14 protein-coding genes, 1 tRNA gene and 1 pseudogene are annotated in these 10,978 nt (G+C 65.3%); 7 read left to right on the forward strand and 9 right to left on the reverse strand.

Annotation, left to right across the window (positions count from 1 at the left end; translation table 11 throughout):
* A partial coding sequence (locus tag GRX66_RS12110) for a hypothetical protein (protein WP_159526796.1) occupies nucleotides 1–184 on the reverse strand: 184 nt, incomplete at its 3' end.
* 74 nt (nucleotides 185–258) lie between these two features.
* Between GRX66_RS12110 and GRX66_RS12115 the strand changes: the two genes are divergently transcribed.
* The 3 genes from GRX66_RS12115 to GRX66_RS12125 all read left to right on the forward strand — a co-directional run bounded on the left by GRX66_RS12115 (nucleotide 259) and on the right by GRX66_RS12125 (nucleotide 2,763).
* The gene (locus GRX66_RS12115; protein WP_159526797.1) at nucleotides 259–1,443 is read left to right on the forward strand and encodes an aspartate kinase; all 1,185 of its coding nucleotides are present in this window, start codon (nucleotides 259–261) and stop codon (nucleotides 1,441–1,443) included.
* Between the two features lie 142 nt (nucleotides 1,444–1,585).
* On the forward strand, nucleotides 1,586–2,272 hold the full coding sequence (locus GRX66_RS12120; protein ID WP_159526798.1) for a nucleotidyltransferase domain-containing protein: 687 nt from the start codon (nucleotides 1,586–1,588) through the stop codon (nucleotides 2,270–2,272).
* Nucleotides 2,272–2,763 carry a hypothetical protein gene (locus GRX66_RS12125; RefSeq protein ID WP_159526799.1) on the forward strand — a complete coding sequence of 164 codons (492 nt, stop codon included), beginning with the start codon at nucleotides 2,272–2,274 and terminating at the stop codon, nucleotides 2,761–2,763. The genes GRX66_RS12120 and GRX66_RS12125 overlap by 1 nt, the downstream gene beginning before the upstream one ends.
* A gap of 123 nt (nucleotides 2,764–2,886) precedes the next feature.
* On the opposite strand, the gene GRX66_RS12130 is transcribed toward GRX66_RS12125, so the two are convergent.
* Nucleotides 2,887–3,696 (reverse strand): hypothetical protein, encoded by an 810-nt coding sequence (locus GRX66_RS12130; protein ID WP_159526800.1) that lies wholly within the window; start codon nucleotides 3,694–3,696, stop codon nucleotides 2,887–2,889.
* Nucleotides 3,697–4,264: 568 nt separating this feature from the next.
* Between GRX66_RS12130 and GRX66_RS12135 the strand changes: the two genes are divergently transcribed.
* Nucleotides 4,265–5,641 (forward strand): tryptophanase, encoded by a 1,377-nt coding sequence (locus GRX66_RS12135; RefSeq protein ID WP_325064086.1) that lies wholly within the window; start codon nucleotides 4,265–4,267, stop codon nucleotides 5,639–5,641.
* Between the two features lie 18 nt (nucleotides 5,642–5,659).
* On the opposite strand, the gene GRX66_RS12140 is transcribed toward GRX66_RS12135, so the two are convergent.
* A complete protein-coding gene (locus tag GRX66_RS12140; protein WP_159526801.1) occupies nucleotides 5,660–6,319 on the reverse strand; it encodes a metallophosphoesterase family protein in 660 nt (219 codons plus the stop codon).
* Between the two features lie 86 nt (nucleotides 6,320–6,405).
* The gene (locus GRX66_RS12145; RefSeq protein ID WP_159526802.1) at nucleotides 6,406–6,990 is read right to left on the reverse strand and encodes an IMP cyclohydrolase; all 585 of its coding nucleotides are present in this window, start codon (nucleotides 6,988–6,990) and stop codon (nucleotides 6,406–6,408) included.
* Between the two features lie 162 nt (nucleotides 6,991–7,152).
* Here GRX66_RS12145 and GRX66_RS12150 point away from each other — a divergent pair.
* Nucleotides 7,153–7,225, forward strand: a tRNA-Gln gene (locus GRX66_RS12150).
* A 136-nt stretch (nucleotides 7,226–7,361) separates the two neighbouring features.
* On the opposite strand, the gene rmuC is transcribed toward GRX66_RS12150, so the two are convergent.
* The 3 genes from rmuC to GRX66_RS12165 all read right to left on the reverse strand — a co-directional run bounded on the left by rmuC (nucleotide 7,362) and on the right by GRX66_RS12165 (nucleotide 9,302).
* The gene (rmuC, locus tag GRX66_RS12155; RefSeq protein WP_159526803.1) at nucleotides 7,362–8,267 is read right to left on the reverse strand and encodes a DNA recombination protein RmuC; all 906 of its coding nucleotides are present in this window, start codon (nucleotides 8,265–8,267) and stop codon (nucleotides 7,362–7,364) included.
* A 70-nt stretch (nucleotides 8,268–8,337) separates the two neighbouring features.
* The gene (locus GRX66_RS12160; protein WP_394351527.1) at nucleotides 8,338–8,742 is read right to left on the reverse strand and encodes a DUF6691 family protein; all 405 of its coding nucleotides are present in this window, start codon (nucleotides 8,740–8,742) and stop codon (nucleotides 8,338–8,340) included.
* Nucleotides 8,743–8,783: 41 nt separating this feature from the next.
* Nucleotides 8,784–9,302 (reverse strand): YeeE/YedE family protein, encoded by a 519-nt coding sequence (locus GRX66_RS12165; protein WP_159526804.1) that lies wholly within the window; start codon nucleotides 9,300–9,302, stop codon nucleotides 8,784–8,786.
* A gap of 336 nt (nucleotides 9,303–9,638) precedes the next feature.
* Between GRX66_RS12165 and GRX66_RS12170 the strand changes: the two genes are divergently transcribed.
* Together GRX66_RS12170 and GRX66_RS12175 are read left to right on the forward strand one after the other, a co-directional pair.
* Nucleotides 9,639–9,776, forward strand: a complete 138-nt coding sequence (locus tag GRX66_RS12170) for a hypothetical protein (protein WP_159526805.1) — start codon at nucleotides 9,639–9,641, stop codon at nucleotides 9,774–9,776.
* A gap of 142 nt (nucleotides 9,777–9,918) precedes the next feature.
* Nucleotides 9,919–10,164, forward strand: a complete 246-nt coding sequence (locus GRX66_RS12175) for a hypothetical protein (protein WP_159526806.1) — start codon at nucleotides 9,919–9,921, stop codon at nucleotides 10,162–10,164.
* A gap of 165 nt (nucleotides 10,165–10,329) precedes the next feature.
* Here GRX66_RS12175 and GRX66_RS12180 read toward each other — a convergent pair whose 3' ends face one another.
* Nucleotides 10,330–10,707 carry a DUF5789 family protein gene (locus tag GRX66_RS12180; protein ID WP_159526807.1) on the reverse strand — a complete coding sequence of 126 codons (378 nt, stop codon included), beginning with the start codon at nucleotides 10,705–10,707 and terminating at the stop codon, nucleotides 10,330–10,332.
* A 72-nt stretch (nucleotides 10,708–10,779) separates the two neighbouring features.
* Nucleotides 10,780–10,978: pseudogene (locus tag GRX66_RS20010) on the reverse strand (KEOPS complex subunit Cgi121); the annotation flags it as partial.

Consider the following 10,978-nt stretch of genomic DNA (forward strand, 5'->3'; position numbering starts at 1 on the left):
GGAGGTCGACCTCCTCGTCGGCGAGCGCGCCGAGCGCGGCCACGTCGTCGGCCGTGGCGTCCCGAATCTGCATACGCCGGCCTAGGAGTGGCAGTGACTTAACGCCGTGGCCGGCGGCGGCACCACCGCCCCACCCGACGCCGCCACGTCGGGCGGATTCGAGCGCGGCAACCGTTTCGTGCATGCAAGCAGTTATCACCGCGCCGGTCCCTACAGCCCGTCAATGAGTAGCACGGCCCGATCAGCAGGTGAGCGCCGATGCGCGTAGTCGCGAAGTTCGGCGGGACGAGTCTCGGGAGCGGCGAGCGAATCGAGCGCGCCGCAGACTCCGTCGCGGACGCCGTCGCCGCCGGCCACGAGATCGCAGTGGTGGCGTCGGCGATGGGGAACACGACCGACGAACTCCTCGACGACATCACGTTCGACGCCCAGGACGCCGACCGCGCGGAGATCGTCTCGATGGGTGAACGCACCAGCGTCCGCATGCTGAAGGCGGCGCTGGCCGCCCGGGGCGTGAACGCCGTCTTCCTCGAACCCGGCCACGAGGACTGGCCCGTCGTCGCCAACGACCGCGGCGAAGTCGACACCGAGGAGACCAAGCGCCGCGTCGAAGCGCTCGCCGCGGACCTCGACGACGTCGTCCCGGTCCTCACGGGCTTCCTCGCGGAGGACCACGACGGAAACGTGACCACGCTCGGCCGCGGCGGGTCCGACACCACCGCGGTGATGCTCGGGCGGTACGCCCACGCCGACGAGGTCGTCATCGTCACCGACGTCGAGGGCGTGATGACCGGCGACCCCCACGTCGTCGAGGGCGCCCGCAACGTCGGCGAAATCACCGTCGACGAACTCCGCAATCTCTCCTTCCGCGGCGCGGAAGTCGTCGCGCCGTCGGCGCTGTCGTTCAAGGACGACGAACTCGCCGTCCGCGTCATCCACTACCAGCACGGCGACCTGCTCTCGGGCGGCACCGAGATCGAGGGCCAGTTCGAGAACATGATCGACATGCGGGAGTCGCCGCTGGCGTGTCTCACCGTCGCCGGCCGCGCCATCCGGAACCGCCCCGGCATCATGTCCACGCTGTCGACGGCGCTGTACGAGGCCGACATCAACGTCGACGCGGTCGCCTCGGGCATGGACTCGATGACGTTCTACGTCGACGAGGAGATCGCCGAGCGCGCCGAGAACATCCTCCACCGGGAAGTCATCGAGGTCAGCGAACTCTCCTCGGTGACCGTCCGCGACGACGTCGCCGTCGTCCGCGTGCTCGGCGGCGAACTCCCGAACCAGCCCGGCGTCCTCCGGCGCATCGTCGACCCCATCGCCGACGCCGGCATCAACGTCATCGACATCATCTCCAGCGCTACCTCCGTCGCCGTCTTCGTCGACTGGAGCGACCGCGAGGAGACCCTCGACATCGTCCAGGACCACTTCGGGTCGTAGCCGTCAGCGCCGGCCGGCCTGTGCCTCGCCGCAGCACCTCCGATTCTGGTGGAACGGGAAACTACCCCTCACAGGCTGTTTCGGGAGAATACGCCCGAACACACCACAAACCTTTTGCACATACTGCAATTCATTTCTTATTATGCAAGAACGGACGCGTGTACTACTGGACTTCCCCTTCCCGGAAGAGCGGATTTTCCGGTACCAGGCAATGCAAGACGTCCTCCACCACCTCGTCAACAATCCGTTCGAGGAATTCACGCAGAAGGAGCTAGCGACAGTAACTGGGGCCGACGTCTCGTCGATCTCTCGGTCGATCGACCTCCTCGAACAGCTCGGAACCGTTGCCGTCTCCGAGGGAACGCCCGCGAAAATCGGGATCGACCAGGACCATCTCACCGCGTCCAATCCCCTCCTCGCGATCCCACAGGAGGAGTTCCGAAAACCCGTGCAGACGTATCTGGACGAACTCGCCGACAATGTCGACGACGCCGAGAACGTCGAAGACTTGGTTGGCGTGGTGCTGTTCGGGAGCGTCGCACGCGGGACTGCCGACCGGAGCAGTGACATCGACCTGCTCGTGATCGTCGATGGCGACGCGACGAACGCGCGTCGCCTCACGTCGAAACTCGCCAGGAACCTTGAGGACCGAACGTTCGACGGCGATCGCTACCAGTTCGAGGTCCTCGTCGAAACACCCGAATCGGCCGCCACCCACGGCGACGACCTCCGAGAGATATTCGACGACGGCATCGTCGTCGAGCGAACTGACGCGTTAGCTGACGTTCGGGCGACAGTCTACCGGAACGACGGGGAGGTGACGGGGTGATGCCACTCGCACTCGAGGACGTCGAACCGGAACTCTCAGAGGCTGAAACCGCCTTCCGTCACGGCAACCAGAACCCGGAGACAGGACTCGAGGTGGCTGATGCTGCCTTCGTGCAGTTGCGGAAGGCCTGTCGATCACTCGCCGGGGCCGAACAACTCGTGGCTGCTGGATACTACACACTGGCGATCGAAGCCGCCTTCACGTCCATCGAGAAGACGTTGCTGTTCTGGCTGATCGACGAGGGCCATCAGGACCCAGCGAACCCGCCCCAATCACACACGACGGCAATCAACCGAAGTGCCGACGTCGGATTCATCAGTGCAGAGCTCGCCGCCAGGCTCGACGATCTCTGGACGGATAACCGTGCACAAACGTACTATCAGGACGGGATAGCGACACGGGAACGAGCAGCGACGATGCTCGCGCTCGCCAAAAGCATCCACGAGCAAGTCGGGCGTCTGGCCGGCCAACACCACGAATGCATCTGTTGACCAGCAGGGATGACTCTTGCGAGTCACTATCCGCGGACGCACCGCTACGTCCATTCAATATCAGTTTTACATCCAATATATATGTGCCCGTTTAAAAGCTACGAGAAAAGAGTCAAAATGAAATTAAGCGCTATCCCAAGTGAACTCTTTGTCGTCGCGGATCTCGTCTTCGAAAGCACCGTCCTCCGCAACCCAACGCTCCGTAGTTGAATTCGGATAGATTACGGGCCCGTTTGGACCGATCCCGATCGAATAGCTCGTTGACGACCACGTATGATGGTATGCGAATTCTACACGGCGGAGGGACGGACTTGAACCTTTGACATTTACCGGAATACCGCATCCGCTTCCATATACTGTGTTCTCATATGGGTCCGGCTCGTAATTGGCATCCTCCTGTGCTTTGTTATCGTATTCCGCGACGAATCCAGTAGCGAATACGGATTCCTGGTCGGTTATTTCACTTACATAGGAACCGTACCACGGGTCGCCGCTCCTGACGTAACCATCATCAGACCAACCGATCCGGATCTGGTCTAATGGAGGTTCGGCGTGGACGCTTGGATACTCGAACACCCATGATATGTCGATATAATCATCGGAACCGATATTTTCGGCATAGGAGAGGGTGATTGTGATCCAAGCACGATCTATTTCTTGTGGTTGGATGTCCCCTGGACCATCTTGAGAAGGGAGGGGTAGTCGACCAGAAGCAGTGTATACGTTCCCTCCATGGCTCCTGATATACTCTGCCCAGTCTTCAACTGTCCATTTGTTCTCTTTCCGGAGAGCAAGGGATCTATCTAATAGACTGTCTGTGGCAGCTCCTTGGGCACTACCAGCGAACGCTCCAACTGATAGCAGACTAACCCCCACACTCTTCAGAAATGATCGTCGACTACTGTCGTTCTCAATGTCTGATTTTCCAGGCACACATATATTCTAAAACTAAATACAGTTGAATCGTCTCGCTAGCAGCTAATTATTATTCCACTAGACTAGTTTACTAAGTAGTGTGATTGGGTTCAGGAAGCGGGTCTATTCTCATAGAAATTCACGAAGAAAACTATCAGACTGAAAATAAATCCAAGTACAACTACGAGTGTCGATCCGATTTCAACACCAAACAGCGAAACATGGAGGCCGATAATCATCAATGCAAGCCAACGTTGGGCAGTCAAATTCGACCTGGTCATAGACTAAATAAACATGGGGTTGGTTATACTCTTTATGCTGTTTCCTCATAGATGCTGCTGGAGTAGTTATACATTTATCAAGGGTAAAATCACTCGTCCGGTGTTCTCACTCCTACGGATCGATTTTGCTGCTTTAGTTTTGGCGACTCCCCTAAGTGTAAATATTCCGCGATCAACTACTGGTACTATACGGACCCCCGACTCCCGCACTAGCACTCACTGCTGCCGACCATCGTACAACCCAGTACACTCGCGTACACGTCTTCTACGCCGGTTTTATCGCAGTTCGAGCCGTCTCTCTCGGCGTGCGCTCGTACAAGGCAACGATGGTCGACCCGATACGGCTCCTCCCACGCGAGGACCGCGAGGCCGCGCTCCGGGACGCCGGCTTCAACGTCTTCAACCTCGACAGCGCGGACGTGTTCGTCGACCTCCTGACGGACTCCGGCACCGGCACGATGAGCAACGCCCAGTGGGCCGCGATGTTCCGCGGCGACGAGGCCTACGCGGGCAGCGAGAGCTTCCACGAACTCGAGGCCGCCGTCCGCGACGTGATGGGCTTCGAGCACGTCGTCCCCGCCCACCAGGGACGCGGCGCGGAGAACGTCCTCTACGGGTCGCTGGTCTCCGAGGGCGACGTCGTCTTCAACAACGCCCACTTCGACACGACGCGCGCCCACATCGCCGCGAACGGCGGCGACCCAGTCGACTGTCCGGTCCCCGAGGCCACGGACATGGACTCCGACGCTCCCTTCAAGGGGAACTTCGACGTCGAGACCGCCCGCGAGGTCGTCGACGACGTCGGCGCGGAGAACGTCCCCGTGGTCGTCCTCACAATCACGAACAACTCGATGGCCGGCCAGCCGGTCAGCGTCGCGAACACCCGAGAAGTCGCGGCGTTCGCCGACGAGGTCGACGCGACGTTCGTGATCGACGCCTGCCGGTTCGCCGAGAACGCCCACTTCGTGCAACGGCGCGAACCCGAGTTCGCCGACGCCTCGGTCGCCGCCATCGCGCGCGAACAGCTCTCGTACGCCGACGCCTGCGTGATGAGCGGGAAGAAAGACGGCCTCGTGAACGTCGGCGGGTTCGTCGGTCTCGCCGACCGGGGCGACCTGTACGAACAGTGCCGCCAGCGCGGCATCCTCTTCGAGGGCTTCTCCACGTACGGCGGGATGTCCGGCCGGGACCTCGCGGCGTTCGCGGTCGGCCTCCGCGAAGCCGTCGACCCGCCGTACGTCGAGGAGCGCGTCGCGCAAGTCCAGGCGCTCTGTGAAGCCCTCGACGACCGCGGCGTCCCGGTCTACCAGCCTGCCGGCGGCCACGCCGTCTACGTGAACGCCAACGAGGCGCTCCCCCACATCCCACGCGACCAGTACCCCGGGCAGGCGTTCGTTTGCGAGCTCTACCGCGAGGGCGGCGTGCGCGCCGTCGAACTCGGCCGGTTCGCGTTCCCCGGCACCGACCGCGCGGACCTCGTCCGCCTCGCCGTCCCGCGCCGCACGTACGGCCCCGACCACATGGAACACGTCGCCGACACCGCCGCCGCGGTCTGCGAGCGCGGCGAGGAGGTCTCCGGCTACGAGGTGGTCTCCGAGCCCTCGATGCCGGAACTCAGGCACTTCTCCGCGGAACTCCGACCCCTCGACGAGGCAACTCCGAAATCGCCGCCATCGCAGTAAGCGGCCGCCAGAATCCAGCTATCGGCCGTCCAGGAGTCGGTCCGCCGTCGCCGCCGGCAACCCTGCTTCGCGCACCTCGTCGGCGACGCGCTGGACGTCGTACTCGACGCGGTGCTCCGCGACCGAAAGCGAGTCGAGGTCCAGCACCGCGTACGCCGCGCGCGGGTCGCGGTCCCGCGGCTGGCCGACGCTCCCCGGGTTCAGGACGACGCCCTCGTCGTACACCTCGTGGTGCTGAACGTGCGTGTGCCCGAGCACGAGCACGTCCTCGTCGCCCAGCAGCGACGGCGAGAACGCCTCGGGGTACGTGTAGCGGTCCTGCACCTCGGGGTGGTCGTGGACGAGTTTCAGGCGGCCGTCGTACAGTATCTTCTCGCGGGGCAGATTCTGCACCCACGCCCGCTGGACGTCGTTCAACGCCGCGTTCGCGTGCTCGACGCCCGCCCGCGCCATCGAGTTCCCGTGGAAGTTCCCGTCGGTCGCCACCATCCGGTCGTGGTTCCCCATCACCGTCGGCACGTTGCGCTCCCGCATCGCGTCCACGCACGCCGCCGGCCACGGGTTGTAGCCGACGACGTCGCCGGCACAGACCAGCCGGTCGACGTCCGGCATGTCCTCGAGGACGGCTTCCAGGGCGACTAGATTCGAGTGAATGTCGGAGATGACGCCGACCTGCATGTCCGGTACTCGGGCGGCCCCGCCCTTAGTTGTCCGGCCCGCTCGCGGCTACTGCTCGGCCCCGTCGCCGCACTCTCCGCCAGCGATTACTCGTCCGGGCCGTTCTCGATGGCCGTCGCGTAGCCGCCGTCGTCCCGGACGACGCCGACCGCGCAGACCGCGTGCTCGAACGCCGCGCTGTACGCCTCGCTGGCCGCGTCCGCAGCGGCGTCCGCGTCGAACCCGATGGGCTCCGGGCTGTCCTTCTCGTAGGTGGCGACGAGCGTCGGTTCGTCGACCTGATCGACGAGCAGCGCGTCCTTCCGCACGGTGCCGACGAACGCCTCGCCGTCGGCAGTCAGCACGCCCGCGATTCGTGGCGTGTCGTAGTCGTCCTTCTCGTAGTCCAGCGCGAGCAGCGACTCCGCGAGCGCGTCCCGCGCCGGATAGCCGAGGCCGAGTTTCTCCGTGATCGGGTCGACGTGGCTGCCGTTCCCGACGACCGCGTGCCCCTCGGCCTCCCGGTAGCAGTTGTACGAGACGTAGGGGTTGTCGGTCTCCGGCGCGTCCGGCGTCGGCGCCACCGTCAACGCGTCCTCGCGCTCGACAACGCGCCGATTCGGGAACGACCGCGACGACACTCGATACGCTGCCACGTCCGGGCCCACGACGACGAACCGTCCGATGTACATACGAGAACGTGCATCCTCGGCGGGCAAATAGCCGTCGAAATATCCACGTTTGCGGCGTACTCCTGCTGGTGCTCGGTCGTCAGTAGCTGCCGCTTCGCCCGATGCTCGTCGTCGGGGTTCGCAACACTCATAAACGACAATCGCCTTCGAGAAAGTGCGAGCAGTCCCGTGGGGTAGTGGCCAATCCTGTTGCCTTCTGGGGGCAACGACGGAAGTTCGAATCTTCCCGGGACTATTTCTGCTGCGAGTGAACGCGAGCGGCGAATCGTCCTGATTCGAGCCCTGGCAGTCGCGCGCAGCGACGCGAGCACGTCTGCCACTGGTTCGAATCTTCCCGGAACTATTCTCCTGCGACTTCTTTCGAGTAGCCGTCAGTCCTCGACGGTCGGCTGGTCGATGCGGTCGAATTCGGCGCGCAGGCGGTCGTACTCGTTGTCGACGTCGTCGGCCTTGCTCTGGGCGTTCGAGACGTGTCGGTAGAGCGTGCTCCACTCCGCCTCGAGGTCGTCGAAGCGCGCGGCCAGCGTCTGGAGTTTCGCCTGGATGTCCTCGGCTTGTTCGGAGAGCTTGCGCGCCCGCACGTCGGCCTTGATGAGTTCGAGTTTGTGGCCGAACGTGAGCGGGGAGACGACCTGGACGCCGCGTTTCGTGTAGTCGCGGAGGAGGTCGTACTCCTCGGTGATGAGGTGGTAGTAGACGCTCTCCGAGGGGATGAACGCGAACGCGAAGTCCGCGGTGCCCTCGCTCGGCTGGACGTAGTCGCGTTCGATCTTCGCGAGCTGTTTGTCGACGTCCTGGCGGAACTGGCGGGCGTGGCGCTGGCGCTCGTCGTCCGTCGCGGCGTCGAGGACGCGCTCGTAGTTGTCGAGGGGGAACTTCGAGTCGATGCAGATGACGCCCGCGGCGGCGCGGACGTGGGCGTCCGGCGTCTTCCCGTCGACGACCTGCTGGCGGAGGCCGTACATGTCCGGCGGGAGGTGGTCACTGAGGAGGACGTCGAGTTGCTGTTCGCCGAACTCGCCGCGCGCCTGGGGGCTGCGGAGCAGCCGCTCGATGTCGCTGTGGAGGTCGTGCATCTCGCTGGCGTGGGTCTCCACCTGATTGACGGCGCGGTCGAAGTCCATCTCGCGCCACGTCTCGCTGATCGCCGCCGACAGCTGGTCGGTGTCCACGCCGCCGTTCTGCCGGAGGTCGCGTCGGAGTCGCCAGACGGCGACGAGCACGACGAGCGCGACGACCAGCGCGGCCCCGGACAGCACCACGTCGTTTGCTACCATGCGCGCCAATTGCGACGGGCACGGTAACACGTTTCCCCTCGCTGGTATTGACGACGCGACTACCGTGCGTTCAGTCCCGGCTCCGCCAGTAGCCCTGCCCGTAGGCGCCGAGGAACATCCCGGCGACGCCCCACAGAATCGGGACGTTTCCGATGCCGAGGCTGGCGTACGCCGCGCCCGGACAGATGCCCGAGATTCCCCAGCCGACCCCGAAGACGACGCCGCCCACGACGACGTTCTGGTCGAGGTCCTTGAGACGGCGGCCGTACGCCCGGCCGGTCAGCGGCGCGCGGTCGAGGAGCCGCGTCCCCACGAGGAACGCCAGCCCGGAGACGACGGCCGCGCCGCCCATCACGAACAGGAGGCCGAAGTCGTCGAACTGGAGGAAGTCCAGGACGACCTCGGGTTTCGCCATCTCGCTGACCGCCAGCCCCACGCCGAACACGAGGCCGCCCAGCAGGACGACCAGCAGCACGAGCGGGCTGCCCTCGGCGTTGTCGGCGTTCGGCCTCGACGTCACGGGCTCACCCCCAGCGCCTGCACGAGTTGCGCGGTGCCGACGGCGAGCGCGAGGAACGTCGCGACGTTCACCAGCGAGGCGTCGGACAGCGACCCGACGCCGCAGACGCCGTGACCGGACGTACAGCCCTTGCCGACGCGCGTACCGACGCCGACGAGCACGCCGCCGCCGAACAGCCGCCACCACTGGACGTCCGTCGTCCACGCGGTGTTGCCCACAGCGAGGGTGTAGGCGGCCGCGCCGGCGACGATACCGAGCGTGAACACCACCCGCCAGTCCCGCGAGCGGACGTACGTCCCCTGGTTGAACCGCTCGACGCTGGAGACGTACGACAGCGTGGATTCGAGGAACGTGCTCGCGCCGGCGGTGATGCCGGTGCCGAAGTAGATGACTGCGGTGCCGAGACCGATCAGCACGCCGCCGACGAGGTACTGGCTGACGCCCCGCGGGAACAGGTCGCCGGAGACCGCGAGCACGGCGGCCGGTTCCGGCGCGAGCAGCTCTGCGCCGACCATCTATGCGGCCGCCCCGCGGCCCGACACACGGTGCTTCCCGCCGCCGTTCGGCGAGCGGGGGTTCGGTCCACGCGCCGACGCACGGGAGTTCGGTCCTTGCCCCGATGCAGGGCGGTTCGACCCGCGTTTCGGCGCACGGCCGCTCGGCCCGCGTTCCGGCGGGACGCTCCGGCTGTCGGTGCTGGACGTCGTCATACCCGACGTGAGGCGGGGTGGGTGGATAACCTCGGGGGTCACGTCACCGGCTGCCGGCACGCCCGGGTCTACTTTCACTTTCACCCCGCGGCAGGATTCGGTACTTGTGGCGTACGCCCCTCAGCTGGCAGTAGGTGACTCATGGATGACCACACGACCGACGCGGGCTGGCGCGTCAAGTGCCCCCGCGGCCACACCCGGCTACGGCGGCAACGCGACGGCCGGTACTACTGCCGGAGCTGCGACCGGCACTACGACGACACCGACCTGCGGGGGTGACCGATGTCCGTAGACCCCCGCACGAACGCGGTGGCGAACGGCGCGCGCAGCGTTCTCCGCGCGAACCCGGACCGCCACCGCGCGCCTGCCGTCGCCCGCTGAGGAGTACCGCCTCTCGACGCTCCCCGCGGAAGTCCGGAGCGTGTTCAAGCGGTTCCGCGAGCACGGCGTCATCGAGCGCGTCGGCCGCACCAGCGACGGCGCGAACACGTACCGGACCGACGCGGGCGCCTACGAGGTCGCGCGCGAAATCCGCCAGGACCGCGACACCCTGCCCTGCGGGCACGGCGGGATGCGGAACCTCCGCGGCGACGACTACACGTGCGGCAACCCGGACTGCGACGCCCGCTACGACCGCGAGACCGTCGCGGACGCGGTGTTCGCGTAACGTCTGACGCACGTCTGCTCTCCGCGGGCGCCGTTTCAACTGGAAAATCGCTGACAGCTAGGCGGTCGAACGACTCGTCATGTCGTTCCATTCACAAAAACCACGGTACTGCACCGGGGACCAACCCCTTCGTTTCAACTGGAACGGTGTGTGGTACCGCTGCACTCACTCGTCTCCGCGGAGGTCCATCGCGTCGAGTTCGCGCTCGGGGTTGTACTCCGAGAGGTCGCCGTGCTCGTAGCCCGCACGCCCCGTCAACTCGCCGAGAATCGCCTCCCGGGCGTCCTCGGGGGTGTCGTACTCCTCGGGGACCAGCCGGTCGAAGACGTCCGCCAGCGACTCCGTCTCGTTGGGCAGTTCGTCCCGGGCCGTGCTGTACGCCGCCTTCAGCGAACTCGCGTTCGTCGGATACTTCGACCCCTCGACGGCCGCCTCCACCGCCTGCAGCGTCCCCTCGACGCGCTCCGCGGGGTCGGGTTCGTGCTCGTCCGGGAACTCCTCGGTGTCCGTCTCGGGCACGTAGTCGTCGGGATCTTCGCTCATACGTACTAGTTCGACGCGTGCCACAAAATGAATGCCGGCCGGGTTCTCCCGCCCGCTGACGGCTACACCGCCTCACTTCTCGACGTCCAGCAGCGCCACGCGCTCCCGGACGACGCCGGCCAAGTCGCCGGCCGCCGCGTCCAGCTCCGCGTCGCTGACGTCGAAGAACGCCCGAATCGTCGCCCGGTCCCCGTACACGCCGTCGCCGGTCAGGGCGTCGTCCGCGTCGAGGATGGAGGCGTCCTCGAGGACGTCGACGACGGCAGCCGCA

Origin of the sequence: Halobacterium bonnevillei (assembly GCF_009831555.1) — an archaeon.
Classification (GTDB): Archaea; Halobacteriota; Halobacteria; order Halobacteriales; family Halobacteriaceae; genus Halobacterium; species Halobacterium bonnevillei.